The 16,599-nt window shown below is 63.2% G+C and carries 16 protein-coding genes; 15 read left to right on the forward strand and 1 reads right to left on the reverse strand.

Features of this window, described 5'->3' with window-relative positions; genetic code table 11:
* Positions 1-117: 117 nt before the first annotated feature.
* The 4 genes from H7692_RS12905 to H7692_RS12920 are packed head-to-tail and all read left to right on the forward strand — an operon-like array spanning position 118 to position 1,550.
* Positions 118-444: a DUF1476 domain-containing protein gene (locus H7692_RS12905; RefSeq protein ID WP_201927925.1), complete on the forward strand. Its 327-nt coding sequence runs from the start codon at positions 118-120 to the stop codon at positions 442-444.
* A gap of 12 nt (positions 445-456) precedes the next feature.
* On the forward strand, positions 457-690 hold the full coding sequence (locus H7692_RS12910) for a BolA/IbaG family iron-sulfur metabolism protein (RefSeq protein WP_201927923.1): 234 nt from the start codon (positions 457-459) through the stop codon (positions 688-690).
* Positions 691-738: 48 nt separating this feature from the next.
* Positions 739-1,071, forward strand: coding sequence for a Grx4 family monothiol glutaredoxin (grxD, locus tag H7692_RS12915; protein ID WP_201927921.1), 333 nt, complete (start codon positions 739-741; stop codon positions 1,069-1,071).
* A gap of 50 nt (positions 1,072-1,121) precedes the next feature.
* Complete coding sequence (locus tag H7692_RS12920) at positions 1,122-1,550, forward strand: GFA family protein (RefSeq protein WP_201927919.1); 429 nt, start codon at positions 1,122-1,124, stop codon at positions 1,548-1,550.
* Between the two features lies 1 nt (position 1,551).
* On the opposite strand, the gene H7692_RS12925 is transcribed toward H7692_RS12920, so the two are convergent.
* The gene (locus H7692_RS12925) at positions 1,552-2,682 is read right to left on the reverse strand and encodes an acyltransferase family protein (RefSeq protein ID WP_201927917.1); all 1,131 of its coding nucleotides are present in this window, start codon (positions 2,680-2,682) and stop codon (positions 1,552-1,554) included.
* A gap of 387 nt (positions 2,683-3,069) precedes the next feature.
* Between H7692_RS12925 and H7692_RS12930 the strand changes: the two genes are divergently transcribed.
* From H7692_RS12930 to H7692_RS12980, 11 genes are all read left to right on the forward strand, one after another.
* Entirely contained in the window at positions 3,070-3,438 is a 369-nt protein-coding gene (locus H7692_RS12930) for a BlaI/MecI/CopY family transcriptional regulator (RefSeq protein ID WP_201927915.1), read from the forward strand.
* Positions 3,435-5,165 carry a M56 family metallopeptidase gene (locus H7692_RS12935; protein ID WP_201927913.1) on the forward strand — a complete coding sequence of 577 codons (1,731 nt, stop codon included), beginning with the start codon at positions 3,435-3,437 and terminating at the stop codon, positions 5,163-5,165. The genes H7692_RS12930 and H7692_RS12935 overlap by 4 nt, the downstream gene beginning before the upstream one ends.
* Positions 5,166-5,299: 134 nt before the next feature.
* Positions 5,300-6,220 carry an MBL fold metallo-hydrolase gene (locus H7692_RS12940; RefSeq protein ID WP_222137078.1) on the forward strand — a complete coding sequence of 307 codons (921 nt, stop codon included), beginning with the start codon at positions 5,300-5,302 and terminating at the stop codon, positions 6,218-6,220.
* The gene (locus H7692_RS12945; protein WP_201927909.1) at positions 6,217-6,822 is read left to right on the forward strand and encodes a DUF4230 domain-containing protein; all 606 of its coding nucleotides are present in this window, start codon (positions 6,217-6,219) and stop codon (positions 6,820-6,822) included. Before H7692_RS12940 ends, H7692_RS12945 begins: the two co-directional genes overlap by 4 nt.
* 56 nt (positions 6,823-6,878) lie before the next feature.
* Entirely contained in the window at positions 6,879-7,592 is a 714-nt protein-coding gene (locus H7692_RS12950) for an adenylate cyclase (RefSeq protein ID WP_201927907.1), read from the forward strand.
* 74 nt (positions 7,593-7,666) lie between these two features.
* The gene (nadA, locus tag H7692_RS12955; protein ID WP_201927906.1) at positions 7,667-8,665 is read left to right on the forward strand and encodes a quinolinate synthase NadA; all 999 of its coding nucleotides are present in this window, start codon (positions 7,667-7,669) and stop codon (positions 8,663-8,665) included.
* A gap of 30 nt (positions 8,666-8,695) precedes the next feature.
* Entirely contained in the window at positions 8,696-10,009 is a 1,314-nt protein-coding gene (locus tag H7692_RS12960; RefSeq protein WP_201927905.1) for a DUF2254 domain-containing protein, read from the forward strand.
* A 917-nt stretch (positions 10,010-10,926) separates the two neighbouring features.
* A complete protein-coding gene (locus tag H7692_RS12965) occupies positions 10,927-11,190 on the forward strand; it encodes a GlsB/YeaQ/YmgE family stress response membrane protein (RefSeq protein ID WP_201927904.1) in 264 nt (87 codons plus the stop codon).
* Between the two features lie 95 nt (positions 11,191-11,285).
* A complete protein-coding gene (locus H7692_RS12970) occupies positions 11,286-11,558 on the forward strand; it encodes a GlsB/YeaQ/YmgE family stress response membrane protein (RefSeq protein WP_201928721.1) in 273 nt (90 codons plus the stop codon).
* A 308-nt stretch (positions 11,559-11,866) separates the two neighbouring features.
* A complete protein-coding gene (locus tag H7692_RS12975) occupies positions 11,867-13,039 on the forward strand; it encodes an efflux RND transporter periplasmic adaptor subunit (RefSeq protein ID WP_222137358.1) in 1,173 nt (390 codons plus the stop codon).
* A gap of 32 nt (positions 13,040-13,071) precedes the next feature.
* Positions 13,072-16,488: an efflux RND transporter permease subunit gene (locus tag H7692_RS12980; protein ID WP_227340313.1), complete on the forward strand. Its 3,417-nt coding sequence runs from the start codon at positions 13,072-13,074 to the stop codon at positions 16,486-16,488.
* The last annotated feature ends 111 nt before the right edge of the window (positions 16,489-16,599 follow it).

A 16,599-nucleotide genomic window follows, 5' to 3' on the forward strand; every position in this document is an offset into this window, starting at 1 on the left:
CCGACGGACCCTAAACCCTTCGCTTTCAAAAGGGAAGTGATCTGGGGCACAGGCGGCTTGCGCCGCCGCAGTCGGGCACCTATCTGGTACCGACTGTTTCAACCCGGTGAGGACAAGATGAACGCATTCGACGATCGTGAACGGGCTTTCGAGGCGAAGTTTGCCCGCGACCAGGAGATGCAGTTCCGCATCACCGCGCGCCGCAACCGCCTACTCGGCGAATGGGCGGCCGAGCGAATGGGGCTGACGCCCGAGGAGACCGACGCCTATGCCAAGGCCGTCGTCCAGGCCGATTTCGAGGAAGCGGGCGACGAGGATGTCATCCGCAAGCTGGCGGGCGACCTGACCGCCGCAAAGGTCGAGATCAGCGATGCCGAAATCCGGGCCGCACTCAACGAGAAGGCGACCGAGGCTCGCCGCCAGTTCATCGAAAGCCGGAACTGAGGGCGATCGGCGATGGGGATGCGCGAATCCGAATTGAGGAGCCTGATCGAGGCGGCATTTCCCGATGCCGACGTCACGATCACCGACCTTGTGGGCGACAATGACCATTATTCGGCACACATTGTCAGCGCCTCATTCGCGGGCATGTCGCGTGTCGCGCAGCACAAGGCGGTCTATGCGGCGCTCGGCGGCCGGATGGGCGGCGAACTTCACGCCTTGCAATTGACCACCGCCATCCCCTCATAAGGGGCAGAGCAAAATATTGCGCACCGCGTGCGCCACCGGAGACCTGACATGACCGACCCCGCCACTCACGACCGCATTGCCAAGCTGGTCGCCGATCATCCCGTGCTGCTGTTCATGAAGGGCACCCCCTTGTTCCCGCAGTGTGGGTTTTCTTCGCGCGCCATTGCGATGCTCGACCGGCTTGGCATCGAATATGATACCGTCGACGTCCTGCAGGACATGGAAATCCGGCAAGGCATCAAGGAATTTTCCGACTGGCCGACGATTCCCCAGCTTTATGTGAAGGGCGAATTCGTCGGTGGCTCCGACATCATGATGGAGATGTGGGAGGCGGGCGAACTTCATCAGGTGATGGACGGCATCCCGACCAAGGCGGACTGATTGCTGCGGCGTGTGCCGCAGCGTGACAAACAGATTATGGTGGAGATGTTATGACGCACAAGGGAAGCTGCTTTTGCGGCGCGGTCGAGATCGCAGTGTCGGGCGATCCGGTCGATATGGGATATTGCCACTGCCAGTCGTGCCGGAGCTATTCGGGGGCGCCGTTCGTTGCCTTCACCATCTGGCCGTCCGACAATGTTGCCGTGACCAAGGGCGCCGAACTGATTGGCGGCTATAACAAGGTCGGGACGAGCGATCGCAAATATTGCACGCAGTGCGGCGGTCATATGTTCATCGACCATCCCAAGCTCGGCGTCGTCGATGTTCGCGCGGCAATCCTGCCGACCGTCGATTTCGAACCAAAGGCGCATCTGAGCTACGCCGAGGCCGTTTTTGCGGTTTCGGACGATCTGCCGAAGTTTGTCGATTTTCCTGCCGAAATCGGCGGTTCGGGAAAGTTGGTCGACGCAGCCGACTAGTTCAGGCGCCGGGTAGTGCCCCGGAATGAGCCGCGGCACGGCGACGTGCGAGGGCGTCGATGGCGTGTGCAAGCCGCGCCCGGACTACCGGCTCAAGCCATCGTGTGCAGGCCAATGCAAAGCCGACGACGATTGCTGTCGTCAATAGCAACGCTTCGGTGAATGACATCCCCGTACGAAGCAACGCAGCCGCGGCGACCGCCCCCGCATCCTGATGAATGAGGTAAAGTGGGTAAGTGGCAAGGCCGAGCTGCGTAGCCATCGGGAGCCATTGCGTTCCGATTGCGATGCGATCGGCGCTCGCGATGACGAGTAGTCCCGCTACAAAGAATAGGAAGGGAAGCGCAAACCCCTGGGTCACATCCATCGCCGTCATGCGAGCGGCCGTGACATTGGCGATTTCGACCGTGCAGGCTGCCAGAGCGAGTACAAAAAAAGACGGCGAAGACAGGGCGCCGGTCCGTGCCCGGCGTTCGAGCATCATGCCGACGGCGAAGAAGCTGGCGTGCGGCGCCAGCAACAAGCATAGCCCGAGCGACGGTGGCTGACCCGGGCCTGGACCTGCGAGCAGGTACGACGTCCAGAACAGCGCTCCGACGAAAGCGAGGATTTTGGGCAGCACGTCAAGGACGGCATCACCTGCGCGCCACAGGCCAAGGCCGACGAGCAGATAGAAATTCACCTCGACGCCGAGCGTCCAGTAGGAGGCGTCGATTTGTGGTGCGGCGGCGAGGAAAAGAGTCGATGCTGTCCAGCGCCGTGCGACTTCGGCGGGCGTGAAGATGCCCGCCCAGATGAGGGCAAGCGCGGTGATCGTTGCACAAAGCCATGCTGCCGGGGCGAGGCGAAGGATGCGCCGTCGCACGAACTGGCCGGCCCCGCTGCCGCGCGCTGACAATGCAATGACGAAGCCCGAGATGACGAAAAATAGTTCGACGCCAATCCATCCGAACCAGGTGAAGGACGCGAAGGGCGCTGCGAGATCCTGTCCCGAAAGAGCCTCGCGCGCGGCCGCGCTTGGCGCGCGCGCGAACGAGGCGAAATAATGCGCCGCGAGCACCAGCATCGCACAGGCGAAGCGGAGCAGGTCGAGGGCAGCCAGTTTGCGAGGCGCGGCGCGAGCGTGTCCCATACCGCACGCTGTGCACCAGAATGGATAACAGCCGATTAAACCGACGGCTTCCGGGGGCGGGGCCGATTGGCCGCTCCGCCCCCGTTCGCTTGGGGTAAGTGGGGGATGTCCCGGTGGGGGCAGGGGGCATCAGGGACCAGACCGATGCCCCCCACCGCTCCATTTGAGCGGAACACTCGGGAACGTGGACATACTATTCAAACGCCGTGCCAAATCGCGGCGATCGCGGATTATGACGCGAGACGCTGGTTAGCGAATCCTTACCGCCCCCGCCGTTTGTCAAGAATTCCGACACTCGTGCGTAATTTTTCGTTCAGGAAGCGTTCAGCCGTTTGACTACAATTGTAGTCGTGTTCTATCGGTGAACGCCTAGAGGAGGGGTCCGGCATGGCGGAACGAGCAAGCGAGTCGGAAATGCAGGTATTGGCAGCGCTGTGGGACAGGGCCCCGCAGACGGCCGCCGACCTGACCGAACGCGTCGGCAAGCGCAACGGCTGGACGCAGGCGACCGTCAAAACGCTGCTCGCGCGGCTCGTGCAAAAGGGCGCGGTGACGGCCGAAGCCGACGGGCGGCGCTATCTCTATTCGCCGGCCATCGAGCGCGCCGATGCGGTGGGCGAGGAGTCGCAGCGCTTCGTTGACCGCCTGTTCGGCGGCCGGGTTAGCCCTTTGATCGCTCATCTCGCCGAGCGCGAGGCATTGTCGGATCGCGACATCGCCGAGATTGAGGCGCTGCTGCGGAGGCTGAAGTCATGAGCGCCGCGATGCTGTTCGACGTGTGGATCGACACGCTCGTTACAACTGCGCTGCTCGTGCTAGCGATCTTGCTGATCCGTAAGCCTTTTGCGCGCTTTTTCGGACCGAAGCTGACCTACACGCTGTGGCTGATCCCGGCGCTGCGCCTGGTCTTGCCGCCACTTCCCTTCGCCGATCCCGTCGTGCCTGCGGCACCCGTAGCGATGCCCGTGACCGAGATTGTCTGGCCTGACGCGGCCCAGCTCGGCGCGCTCGATGGTGCGGCTGCGGCGTCGGCGGCCGCTCCGCTCTGGTCATTGGCCGAATTGCTGCCGTGGCTTTTCGCAGCATGGGCGGTTGGCATGGTCGCGGTTATCGTCGCAGCCATGCTCGCGCACGACCGTTTCCGGCGCGCGGTACTGGGCGCATCGGTCGAGCTCGAGCCGATCGGGTCGATCCGCCTCGTCATGTCGGACGCGGTCGATGGCCCTATCGCCTTTGGTTTGTGGCGTCGGTTTGTCGCAGTGCCGCAGGATTTCTTTGCACGCTATGCCGCCGATGAGCGCGCGCTGGCGGTTGATCACGAACTTGCGCACCATCGCCACGGCGACTTGTGGGCGAATGCGGCGGCGCTCGTGCTGCTCGCGACCCAATGGTTCAATCCCTTTGCCTGGCGCGCCATCAGGGCCTTCCGCTTCGATCAGGAAGCCGCGTGCGATGCGCGTGTGCTGACGATGGCTGACAGCAGTCCGCGTGCAGTGCGCACCGTCCGCTACGCCCATGCCATCGCCAAGGCTGCGGTCGGTTCGCGCCTGTCGCTCGCCGCGCCGATGGCGGTCCACGATAATTTGCAGGAGAGACTGACGATGTTGATGCGGGAGGATGTTTCGATCAAGCGCGGCGCCATGGGGCGCTTGCTTGTCGGCGGAGCGGCGGTGGCGGTTCTCGCGACGACCGCGACGCTGGTGCCGTCGGGGATTGCCAGTGCGAATGCGCAATACGCCGATGCGCCGGAACCCCCGGCGCCCCCGGCCCCGCCCGCAGCGCCCACCGACGTGCCGCAGCCGCCTGCACCGCCTGCTGCACCGGAAGCGCCCGCGGCACCCGGCGTCCACCGCGTGATGATCGTCACGACCGACGACGACGCCAAGGGGGCAGATGGCGGCAAGAAGCGCGAGATCCACCGCGTCGTGATCCGGGACGGCGAGCGCAAGGGCGGCGGCGAGCACGGCCTCCACTGGGCTCCCGAAGCGGGGGCGAGCGGAAAGGTCAAGCGCTTCGAATTCGCGCTTCCCGGCGCGCCTACGCGTGATGAAATTCTGTCGGCGCTGAAGGAGCAGGGCGTAACGGGCAAGAAGGCAAATGCTATTGCCGACCGGCTCGAGGCGAAAGGGAAGCGCAGCATTGCGCTCGCCCCCATGCCCCCGATGCCGCCCATCCCGCCTATGCCCCCCGCTGCATGGTCGTCGGCCGACGGCAAGGGTTTTGCCTTCGCCAAGTGCGGCAAGGATGCGAAGGCGATGCCCGTCATCGAGTTCGAGGAACAGCAAGGCGGCAAGAAGAGCCGCGTCGTGATGACCCATTGCGGCCCGGAAGGCGACCGGACGGCGCAGGTTTCGGCGCTTAAAAAGGCCCGCGAACGTTTTGCCAGTGGCGAGAGTTCCGGCAAGTTGAGCGACGAAATCCGTGCCAAGGTACTCGCCGACATGGACCGCGCGATCGCCGAGATCGAAGAGTCCGGCGACTGAGGTTTCAGCTTCGACGCTGACCCCCGTCCCCGGTGGGGTCAGCGGCAGGGGCGGGGAAAGGGAGTGGCGATGCCGCTCCCTTTTTCACATGCGCGGCCCTTTTCCTTCCGGCTTTGTGATGCCACATGGCATATATGAGCGACGAAAAGCCTTGGCCCGATACGATCCGTGCCGGCGATTGCGAAGAGCATGAGCCGCTGGTCAGGCGCGTGCTCGCGCCCAATCCGTCGCCCTACACCTTCACGGGAACGCAGACATGGATCGTCGGCGCGGGCAGCGACGTTGCGATCATCGACCCTGGCCCGACCGGCAGCGGGATGAGTATCGGAGACCCGCCCGACGCCCATGGGGCAGGGCATGTCGACGCGATCCTCCGCGCGGTCAAGGGGCAGCGCGTCGCAGCGATCCTTTGCACGCACACGCATCGCGACCATTCGCCCGCCGCGGCGCCCCTGAAGGCCGCGACGGGTGCGCCGATCGTCGGCTGCGCCCCGTTGGCGCTTGCCGACGACGGTCCGCGCGCCGACTCTGCCTTCGATCCCGATTATGCGCCCGACCGGGTTCTTGCCGATGGCGAGCGTGTCACTGGCGACGGCTGGACGCTCGAGGCGGTGGCGACGCCGGGGCATACGTCAAACCATCTGTGTTTTTCGCTCATCGAGAGCAAGGCCCTGTTTACGGGCGATCATGTGATGGCATGGTCGACGAGCGTCGTGAGCCCGCCCGATGGTGACATGGCGGCCTATATGGCGAGCCTCAAGAAGCTCTATGACCGCGACGACCGCATCTATTATCCGGCGCACGGCCCTGCCGTGGCCAAGCCGCGCCAGCTCGTGCGGGGGATGCTCGGCCATCGCAAACAGCGCGAGCGACAGATTTTGCGGGAACTCGAACGCGGGACGGACGTGATTCCCGACATGGTAAAGCATATGTACAAGGGGCTCGACCCGCGCTTGACCGGCGCCGCCGGCCGATCGGTGCTCGCGCACCTTCTCGACCTCGAAGCGCGCGGTCGCGTCGCACGTGCCGATAACCGCTGGCGGCTCGTCGCATGAGGCGCGACCTTTTTCGCATAACTGTCGTCGCGCTTCTCCTGCTCGCGATCTTTCTCGGCTGGCGGGCGTGGAGCGGCTGGCAAAAGGGCTATGAGCCCGAGACCGTTGTCGCCGCGAGCCTCGAAGGGTTGCGCGAGCAGAATGTGCTCGTTCCCTTCACCGCACGCTATGTCGCGGTGGTGACGTCGAGCCAGAGCCGTCTTGGCCTCAGCGCAAAGAAGACGCTGATTATGCCGGGGACGGTACGCTACGAACTCGATCTGGCGAAGCTGCAGTCCTCTGACCTCGACTGGGACGAGACGGCTCGCCGGCTGACGGTGACGCTCCCGCCGCTGCGTCTCGCTGGTCCCGAAATCGACATCGATGCGATCAGCGAGTTTCGCGATGGCGAAATCCTGCTTGCGATCACCGACGCCGAAGCGTCGCTCGACGCCGCCAATCGCAAGGCGGGGCAGGCCGAACTGATCAAGCAGGCGAAGAGCGCAACCCCGATGCGCCTCGCCGAAGCGGCCGCGCGCTCGGCCATTGAGCAGAGCTTCGCGATGCCGCTGAAGGCCGCCGGCATCGACGCGACGGTGACTGCACGCTTTAGCGAGCGCTGAGCGCCTTTCTCCGACCGTCCCGATGCGCTATACCGCCGCCAAATGAGGGGGTGATTATGGCGACGACGACAAGCGACGCAGCGATTACGGAAAGCTTTTGGGAGCGCATGGCGCTTGGCCTCGCGCTGCTTATCCTGTTCGGTTTCGCGCAGTTTGCACTGCGTGGCTTTGTCGATCCGTTCGGCGTGCCGCTGTCGACCCACTTCCACGGTTTGGCGATGCTCGCATGGCTCGCGTTGCTCGTCGTGCAGCCGCGCCTGGTGCGGCAGGGCGATATGGCGATGCACCGCCGGCTCGGACGGCTTGGCGTTGCCCTTTCGATGCTTGTCGTGGGGCTGGGCTTTTATGTGGGTATATCGGTGATCGCGGCGGGGCGGCTCCCGCCCTTTTTCACCCCTCACTATTTCCTTGTCCTCGTCTCGGTGGAGCTGCTCGCTTTTGGGGGGCTGGTATGGGCGGCCGTCGCCCACCGGAGCAGGACCGACTGGCACCGGCGCTTCATGATCGGATCGGCGATAATGCTGCTCGAACCTGCGCTCGGGCGTCTGCTGCCGATGCCGCTGATGATCGGGTGGTGGGATCTGCCTATCGCGATCATCCAGCTTGCGGCGGTGGGGCTGATCGCGCTGCATGACCGGCGAACGTTCGGACACGTGCATAGTGCGACCAAGATCGTCGCGCTGCTTGTCATCCTGGTCCGGCTCACCATCTATATGGTGCCGATGTTGCCGCCGGTTCAAGCGCTGGCTGCGGGGCTTTCGGGGGGGTGATTCCGTCCCGAATTGCCCTCTGGCGCGGCGCCGTGTAGGGACGTGCCGGGCAACGGCCCCGATAAGGAAAGACCATGACTGCTCCCGTCCGCGAAAATCTGTCCGGCGTCGATTTGCGCGCCGAAATCGACCGGCTGCGTAAGGATCGCAACGCGGTCATCCTTGCGCATTATTACCAGAAGCCCGAGATCCAGGACCTGGCGGACTTCGTTGGCGACAGCCTGGAGCTCTCGCGCAAGGCGGCTGAGACCGACGCCGACGTCATCGCGTTTTGCGGCGTCAAGTTCATGGCCGAAACGGCGAAGATTTTGTCGCCGGAAAAGATTGTCGTGCTGCCTGACATGGACGCGGGATGCAGCCTCGAGGACAGCTGCCCGCCCGAGCAGTTCAAGCGGTTTCGCGAGCAGCATCCCGATCATATCGCGCTGACCTATATCAACTGCTCGGCCGCGGTGAAGGCGCTCTCCGACATTATCGTCACATCGTCGAGCGCCGAGACGATCATCAGCCAGATCCCCGAAAGCCAGAAGATCATCTTTGGCCCCGACCGGCACCTCGGCGGCTATCTCAATCGCAAGTTCGGGCGCGACATGCTGCTCTGGCCGGGCGTGTGCATCGTCCACGAAGCGTTCAGCGAAACCGAACTGTTGAAGCTGAAGGCGCAGCATCCGGACGCGCCGGTTGCGGCGCACCCCGAATGTCCGCCGCACATAATCGACCACGCCGACTATGTCGGGTCGACGAGCGGCATCCTGCAATTTGCGAAAAGTTTCCCCGGCGACACGCTGATCGTCGCGACCGAGCCGCACATCATCCACCAGATGGAAAAGGCGCTGCCCGAAAAGAAGTTCATCGGTGCGCCGGGGGCGGACGGGAACTGCAACTGCAACATCTGCCCCTATATGGCGCTCAATACGATGGAGAAGCTCTATTTTGCGCTTCGCGACCTCGAGCCGCGCATCGAGCTTGACGAGGAGCTACGGCTCGGCGCCAAGAAAAGCCTCGACCGGATGCTCGAAATGGCATCGGGGACGATCGGCAAGGGCGATCTGGGTGCGCGCGCGCCGGCCTGACGGTAACGACAGGTTCGCGGGAGGGGCGAGGTGATCGTCCGTCTCCGTGCCCTATGGGAAGCAATCAACGCCAGCTATTGGTTTTACCCCGCGCTGTTTGCCCTGGGTGCGGTCCTGGTATCGTCCACGACGATCTGGTTTGACCGCAACGGTGCAGCGGAAATATTGTCACGCGTCGACTGGCTGACGCCATCGCGCCCCCAGGGCGCGCGGGCGCTCCTTTCGTTGATTGCCGCATCGATGATCGGTGTCGCAGCGACGGTGTTTTCCATCACCATCGCGGCAGTCGCCTATGCGTCGGGCACCTATGGGCCGCGTTTGCTCACCAATTTCATGGAGGATCGTGGCAACCAGCTTTCGCTTGCCGTCTTTATTGCGACCTTTGTGCACGCCCTGCTCGTGCTGCGTGTCGTCCGCGGCGAGGATGAGGAAGCGATATCACTGGGCGGCGCTGTCGGGACGTCGACACCGGGATTCGTGCCCCAGCTTTCGATCCTCGTGGCCTTTGGCCTCACGATGATTTCGGTCGTGGTGCTGGTTTACTTGCTCCATCATATTCCCTCGAGCATCCGCATAAACAAGGTCATTGAACAGATCGGTTGCCGCCTCATCGCCTCGATAAAAGGCCGCTTCCCCAAGTCGGGCGACGCCGAGCATGTGCAGGAACCGCTCAACGGAACGCCGGTCATCGCGGCCGATCATGGCTATATTACGCTGATCGATTTTGCGACGCTCGACGCCATCGCCGAAAAGCATGGTGCAGTGGTCGGCCTGCCGCTGCGCACGGGCGACTTCGTGCACGGTGCAGTGACCCTGTTGCACTGGCGTGGTCCCGATCTTGATGACGAGACCGAAGAAAAGCTGCGCGGATGCTTTGCGATAGGCTCCAGCCGCTCTCCGCATCAGGACATCGATTATATGATCGACGAATTGGTCGAGATTGCGCTGCGTGCCCTGTCGCCAGGCATAAATGATCCTTTTACCGCGATTGCCGCGCTCGACTGGCTCGGGGCTGCCACTGCCGAACTTTCAAGACGCAGTCTCGACCGCGGCCCCGAGCAGGACGATTATGACAGGACCAGGGTCAAACCTGTTGCCGACGGATTCAACCATTATCTCGAACGAGGGTTTGGCTCGGCATTGCGATCCGTGGCCTCAAGCGACGTGGCGGCGGCAAAGTTCATCGGCATTGTCGAGAGCATGTTGCCTGCGGCGGCGAACGCGGAACGTCGTGCGATGCTTTTAGCGCTGGTCGATCGGCTTCTTGCACTAGCGGAGATCGCGCTTGAACGGCCCACCTTCGTGCGACTCGAGTCGCGGTGCAGCATTCTTCCGGCCGTGTGAACGCGGCGCGGGCACAAGAGGGGGCGCCACAATTCTCGAATCCGAGTCAAAAAATGCTGCACCCTTGTTACAAAAATGCTGCAGGGAATCTGCTTGTTGCAACTGCCGGACTTATCCACAATTAAGCATCGGCCGAGTGAAAAAATGCGCCGATTTTTGTTGGTGGACCGGGCCCTTCATGTCAGCTTCAAATCATCGGACGACAGAGACGTCGGATCGCCGGGAAACGAAGGGTAGTTGCAAGACTAGCCGGAAGAGAACGGGCCAGATCGACGAGGAAGTCATCCGGTGACCCGATCACGGAACGCAGCGATTCCCACGAGTTGAGGCGAACCCGATCGGACAGGAAAGCAGTCCATCGCTTGAAAAGCGACTGTTTCGGCAGACGCAATGACGAGATGATGAAGGGCTTTCCAGGTGCGGCCGGCCCCCGAAAGGGGGCCGACCAAACCGTCGCCGGATTGTTCCGGCGCGCGCCGGGGCGCATCATTTGGCGGGCTGCCGATCGCAAGAGAGGCGGACCGGGATGAAGCGGCACGGGGATGCGTGGAACGACACCGGATAGTGGGGGTTGGCAGCGATGCCGGCCCCCATTTCGTATGCGCTTCCCGCGATGGAGGTCGCTGTGCGAAGCGCTGGTATCGCCTGAATCCATACTTTACGAAAAAAATGCCGAACGAGTGACAGCCGTCACAACGGCGTCGCATTGTGTGCCCTAAAACCCTTCTTGCGACCCGGAGACGTTCCCCGACCGGAACCGATCCTCCTCTTCCCGGTCAGCGGCAAGTGACGTTGACCGGGAACCTTTTCCCATCCGCTCGATTATATTTCCATCGTTCGAACGATGTCGGGGCGCGACGATGCGTCCAGCAAACCGGCGGCCGGTCGCGCCGTTGCGGGTTCGGAAAGGAAATCTAATGGGTATTATCATCACCTTGATTGTCGGCGGGATTATCGGCTGGCTGGCGAGCATCGTCATGCGCACTGATGCGCAGCAAGGAATATTGCTGAACATCGTCGTCGGTGTCGTCGGCGCTTTCCTGGGCAATATCCTGGGCGGCATGTTCGGCATGGGCGCGACATTGAGCTCGTTCAATCCGATCGGGCTGCTGTGGGCCTTTATCGGTGCGCTCGTGCTTCTCGCGATCGTCAACATGGTGCGCCGCGGTCGCGTTCGGTGACGGTTGCCCGGCGCGCTGGTCGCGCGTGATCTTTTGGGTTAGCATTCATTCGCCTGCAAAGTCGGGCATCCGCAATGATCGTAGGGGGTCATCACATGCTTACTTGGATTATCGCAATCATCATGGGCGGGATTATCGGTTGGCTGGCGAGCATCGTCATGAAAACCGATGCCCAGCAGGGAATTTTCCTGAATATCATCGTCGGTGGTATCGGATCCATTCTGGGGCGTTTCCTGTTCGGAAGCTTTCTGGGTGGTGGACATCTGCGTGGCGATGCCTTTGATCCGATGACGCTGCTCACGGCGTTTCTGGGGGCGGTGGTGCTGCTTGCGATCGTCAATCTGATACGGCGCGGTCGCGTTCGCTGACGGCGGGCGCCAGAGGCCGGCAAGACCGGTTCGCGCGAACGGGGCGGCCACCGCAGGGTGCGCCGCCCTTTTCGTTGGCTAGCCTATGGAAATTATATCGGAACTTGCCTATGCCGCCTCGCTGGACGGACCGGGGGAGCGGCGGTGTTTCGCCCTCTTGCCACTAGTGATATAATGGGGTAATACACCTTCGACGGGATCGCTTCCGTCGTGTGGGCCGGAATGGGATGTCGCGCAGCGACAACGTCCCGGCTGCTGCCGTCGGCAGAAGAGGATTCGACGTGAACTACGAGCGGAAAGTGGATTCGATGGACAGCCTGGCGGGGACGCAAAGCTTTTACGAGGAAACCGACAGCCGTCGGAAGCGGACGAGACTGATTATCGCGCTGGTGCTGATCGGGTTGGCGCTCGTCGCCGCCTGGTACGCCTTCACGCACGGCAAGGACGGCGCCGCAGCGGGGGCCGGTGGGGCCGGCGAGGCTGCTAGCACGCCGAGCGTCACCGTCGTCATCCCCGGGCGCGTTTCGGTCGAGGCTGCCATTGCCGCGACCGGAACCATAGCCGCGCGGCGCGAAATGCCCGTCGGCGTTGCGGGCGAGGGCGGCCAAGTGCAACGCGTGCTCGTCGAACCCGGCCAGTGGGTCGGCGCCGGCCAGACGCTCGCGGTGATCGACCGGTCGGTTCAGGCGCAGCAGGCGGCGAGCCTCGCGGCCTCGATCCGCGTCGCGCAGGCGGACGCGAGCCTGGCGCAGGCAGAGTTGGAGCGCGCCGAAGCGCTCGTTTCGCGCGGCTTCATTTCAAAGGCCGACATGGACCGCAAGCGCGCCACCCGCGACGCCGCCAACGCGCGCGTCCGCGTCGCGCAGGCGCAATATGCCGAAGCGACGGCACGCAACGGTCGGCTCAACATTGTTGCCCCGGCTGCGGGGCTGGTACTCACGCGTCAGGTCGAACCCGGACAGGTCGTTGGTGCGGGCAGCGGTGTGCTTTTCCGCATGGCGCGCGGCGGCGAAATGGAAATGCTCGCGCAAATGGCCGAGGCCGACCTGCAGAAGGTGAAGGTCGGTACGCGCGCGACCGTGACTCCCGTCGGCACCGACCTGAAAATATCGGGGCAGGTCTGGCAGGTGTCTCCGATAGTGAACGCCGAATCGCGCCAGGGCATGGTGCGCATCGCGGTTCCCTATAGCGACGCGCTGCGCCCCGGCGGCTTCGCCGACGCGCGGTTGGTGTCGGGAACGGCCGAATTGCCGTTGCTTCCCGAAAGCGCCGTGCTGAGCGGTCCCGAGGGCAATTATGTCCTGATCGTCGATCAGAATGACACGATCGCTCGCCGTCCGGTCAAGATCGGCGCGGTCAGCGATCGCGGGGTTTCGATCGCGTCCGGGCTGACCGGCACCGAAAAGGTCGTCGCACTCGCGGGTGCGTTCCTGAACCCGGGCGAGAAGGTCAAACCCGTCGTCCAGAAATCTTCGCGATAATTGCCCGGCGCGGCACATAAGGCGTTTGAATCATGAGCTTTCGTAACATCTCCGCCTGGTGCATTCGCAATCCGGTGCCGCCGATCGTCATGTTCGTGCTGTTGCTGCTGGCCGGCGTCGTCAGCTTCAACCGGATGGACGTCAACGACAATCCGGACATCGAATTTCCTGCCGTCCAGGTCATCGTCGTGCAACCGGGTGCGGCACCGTCGGAGCTTGAGACGCAGGTGACGCAACGCGTCGAAGCTGCGGTGCGCAGCGTGAGCGGCGTCGACGAAATGTCCTCCTATGTCAGCGAGGGCAACAGCCGGACGATGGTGCAGTTCGCGATCGGGACACCGATCGACCGCGCCTATAACGATGTGAACCAGGCGATCTCGCAGATCCGCAGCGACTTGCCCGACGGCATCCTCGAGCCGCGGGTTATTCGCGTCGACATCGCGGGCGGGCCGATCACCTATTTCGCCGTCGAAACGTCGGACATGACGCTCGAGCAGCTGTCGTGGTTCGTCGACAACACCGTCGCCAAGGAATTGCTCTCGATCCCGGGGATGAGCCAGGTTCGCCGTTCGGGTGGCGTCGATCGCGAGATCCGCGTCATCCTCGATCCCGCGCGCATGCAAAGCTATGGATTGACCGCGAGCCAGGTGAACCAGCAGCTTCGCCAGGTGAACCTAAACGCCGCGGGCGGACGCACCGAAATTGCAGGTTCCGAACAGGCGGTGCGCGTGCTCGGTAACGCGGACAGCGCCTTCCAGCTCGGCGAAACGCACATCTCGATCGGCGGCGGCCGTACGATCCGTCTTGCCGACGTTGCGGCCGTCACCGACGGCTATGCCGAACAGCGCAACATCGCGAAGATCCGCGGCCGTCAGGTGCTCTCTTTCTCGATCGAAAAGGCGAAGGGCGCGTCCGACGTCACCGTCCATGACGAGACGATGAAGAAGCTGGAGCAGATCAAGAAGAACAATCCCAAGGTCGACTTCAAGATCCTCTTCACACGCACCGAATATACGAAGGAACAATATCGCAGCTCGATGGCGGCGATGATCGAGGGCGCAGTGCTCGCCGTCGTTGTCGTATTCCTGTTCCTGCGCGACTGGCGCGCGACGATGATTTCGGCGCTTGCGATCCCGTTGTCGGCCATCCCGACCTTCTGGTTCATGGACATGATGGGCTTTTCGCTCAACGGCCTTTCGCTGCTAGCGCTCAGCCTTGTCGCCGGCGTGCTCGTCGACGATGCGATTGTCGAGATCGAGAATATCGTCCGGCACATGCGCATGGGCAAGACCGCCTATCAGGCGTCGATCGACGCCGCTGACGAAATCGGTCTTGCGGTCGTCGCGACGACGATGTCGATCGTCGCAGTCTTCCTTCCCGTCGCACTGATGCCGGGCATTTCGGGGCAATTCTTCATCCAGTTCGGCATGACCGTCGTGTTTGCCGTGCTGATGAGCTTGGCCGTCGCGCGCATGATCACGCCGATGATCGCCGCCTATTTCCTCGCCGCGCAGGGTGAGCAGGATCATGCCAACGGACCGTGGATCGACCGCTACGAACGGCTGCTGACCTTCACGCTCGACAACAGCAAGCAGAAGGCGGTGCGCGCGCGTTACGAGGCATGGCCGACCAAGCTCGCCTATCTCGGCGTGCCGTTCGCGTTCGCCGGCCTCTATGTGCTTTACGCCATCTATTCCTATTTCCAGCCGGTCCCGCTGGGACAGGATGGCCCGAACCCGGCGATGTACTTCCTCCTGCAGATTCCGTTCACCGCGATCTTCGTATTCCTCGCCGCCAGCCTGTTGCTCATCATTCTGGGCGCACTTGCTTGGGTTCTGGGCATGCGTGGTTACGGCGTGACCAACTGGAGCAAATTCATGCTCCAACGCGCCTATGCGCGGCTGCACGACCATCGCGTCTGGATCGTCGGCATCGGCTTCGGCGCCTTTGCGCTCAGCATCGTCCTGTTTGCGACGCTCCCGCAGCAGTTCCAGCCGACAATCAACAGCGACTATAGCCAGGTCCGCTATGAGCTGCCGCCCGGATCGACGCTCGCCCAGAGCGAGCATATCTCGAACCAGATCAACGAGATTCTTTCGAATAACGATGTGGTCGAAAATGCCTTCTATGACGTGCGCGTCGGCGAAGGGTCGGTCTATATCACGCTCAAGAAGGACCGCGAGCTCAGCAGCGTCGAGTGGGAGCGCGGGCTCCAGCCGCGCATGTCGGCGATTCCCGATGCCCGCGTGAATTTCGCGAGCCAGTCGGGCGGCTTCTCGGGCCGCGACATCACTTTCATCATCGGCGGCGACGATCCCGTCGCGCTCGAACGCCATGCGCGCCAGATCGTCAAGGAGATGGAAGGCGTCAAGGAGTTGCGCGGCGCGCGCATCGAGGGCGACATTCCGCGGCCCGAGATTATCGTCACGCCGCGCCTCGACCTTGCAGCCGAGCTGGGCGTCACGACGGCGGCGCTCAGCCAGACGATCCGCATCGCGACGATCGGCGACATCGACCAGAATGCTGCCAAATTCTCGCTGTCCGATCGCCAGATCCCGATCCGCGTGCTGCTCTCCGAAGACTCGCGGCGCGCCTTGTCGACGATCGAGAATCTTCCCGTCCCGACATCGCGCGGCACTACGGTCCCGCTCAAGTCGGTCGCGCAGATCGGCTTCGGCGCGGGACCGACCGAACTGCGCCGTTATAACCAGACGCGGCGCATCGTCATCGGTGCCGATCTGGCGCCGGGACTCGTTACCGGCGACGGGCAAAAGAAGATCGACGCGCTGCCGTCGGTCAAGAATATGCCGCAGGGTATCCGCAAGGTGATCCAGGGCGATCAGAAATGGCAGGCGGAGCTGATCAACAACTTCATCATCGCGGTGATTTCGGGGTTGATGCTCGTCTTCTCGACGCTCGTGCTGCTCTATCGCCGTTTCCTGTCGCCGCTGGTCAACATGTCGTCGCTGCTCCTCGCGCCCCTCGGCGGCCTGCTCGGGCTGCTTGTCACGGGGATGGAAATTTCGATGCCGGTCTATATCGGCCTGCTGATGCTGCTCGGTATTGTGGCCAAGAACTCGATCCTGCTCGTCGATTTCGCGATCGAGGAAATGGACAAGGGGATCGGCAAGGTCGAAGCCTTGCGCGATGCAGGCCGCAAGCGTGCGCAGCCGATCGTCATGACGACGGTCGCGATGGTCGCGGGCATGGTCCCGACCGCGCTGTCACTGTCGGGCGACGGGGCATGGCGTGCGCCGATGGGTGTCGTCGTGATCGGCGGCCTGATCCTTTCGACCGTGCTGACGTTGCTGATCGTTCCGGCGGGCTTCAGCCTTGCCGACAGCATCGAAAAGCGCCTCGGCCGCTTCTTCTCGTCGAACCTGCTCACCTATCGCAAGGGCGACGACACGCGGCCACATGGCGAACCGGCGCCGCAACCTGCGGAGTGACCGGGCGCGGCCCCAGCCGCCGCGCCGGTTGCAACCTTTGGCGGGCTTCGCCATTGGGTTGGCATGACGGATAGCGTTTCAGCCCGGTCCGACGCAGGCGGCGCGGATTTC

This window comes from Sphingopyxis sp. P8 (assembly GCF_020622175.1).
Lineage (GTDB): Bacteria > Pseudomonadota > Alphaproteobacteria > Sphingomonadales > Sphingomonadaceae > Sphingopyxis > Sphingopyxis jiangsuensis.

Excerpts from the sequence above, each read along its gene's own strand:
- H7692_RS12905 (WP_201927925.1), top strand. The coding sequence starts at position 118 with ATGAACGCATTCGACGATCGTGAACGGGCTTTCGAGGCGAAGTTTGCC.
- H7692_RS12910 (WP_201927923.1), top strand. The coding sequence starts at position 457 with ATGGGGATGCGCGAATCCGAATTGAGGAGCCTGATCGAGGCGGCATTT.
- grxD (WP_201927921.1), top strand. The coding sequence starts at position 739 with ATGACCGACCCCGCCACTCACGACCGCATTGCCAAGCTGGTCGCCGAT.
- H7692_RS12920 (WP_201927919.1), top strand. The coding sequence starts at position 1,122 with ATGACGCACAAGGGAAGCTGCTTTTGCGGCGCGGTCGAGATCGCAGTG.
- H7692_RS12925 (WP_201927917.1), bottom strand. The coding sequence starts at position 2,682 with ATGGGACACGCTCGCGCCGCGCCTCGCAAACTGGCTGCCCTCGACCTG.
- H7692_RS12930 (WP_201927915.1), top strand. The coding sequence starts at position 3,070 with ATGGCGGAACGAGCAAGCGAGTCGGAAATGCAGGTATTGGCAGCGCTG.
- H7692_RS12935 (WP_201927913.1), top strand. The coding sequence starts at position 3,435 with ATGAGCGCCGCGATGCTGTTCGACGTGTGGATCGACACGCTCGTTACA.
- H7692_RS12940 (WP_222137078.1), top strand. The coding sequence starts at position 5,300 with ATGAGCGACGAAAAGCCTTGGCCCGATACGATCCGTGCCGGCGATTGC.
- H7692_RS12945 (WP_201927909.1), top strand. The coding sequence starts at position 6,217 with ATGAGGCGCGACCTTTTTCGCATAACTGTCGTCGCGCTTCTCCTGCTC.
- H7692_RS12950 (WP_201927907.1), top strand. The coding sequence starts at position 6,879 with ATGGCGACGACGACAAGCGACGCAGCGATTACGGAAAGCTTTTGGGAG.
- nadA (WP_201927906.1), top strand. The coding sequence starts at position 7,667 with ATGACTGCTCCCGTCCGCGAAAATCTGTCCGGCGTCGATTTGCGCGCC.
- H7692_RS12965 (WP_201927904.1), top strand. The coding sequence starts at position 10,927 with ATGGGTATTATCATCACCTTGATTGTCGGCGGGATTATCGGCTGGCTG.
- H7692_RS12970 (WP_201928721.1), top strand. The coding sequence starts at position 11,286 with ATGCTTACTTGGATTATCGCAATCATCATGGGCGGGATTATCGGTTGG.
- H7692_RS12975 (WP_222137358.1), top strand. The coding sequence starts at position 11,867 with ATGGACAGCCTGGCGGGGACGCAAAGCTTTTACGAGGAAACCGACAGC.
- H7692_RS12980 (WP_227340313.1), top strand. The coding sequence starts at position 13,072 with ATGAGCTTTCGTAACATCTCCGCCTGGTGCATTCGCAATCCGGTGCCG.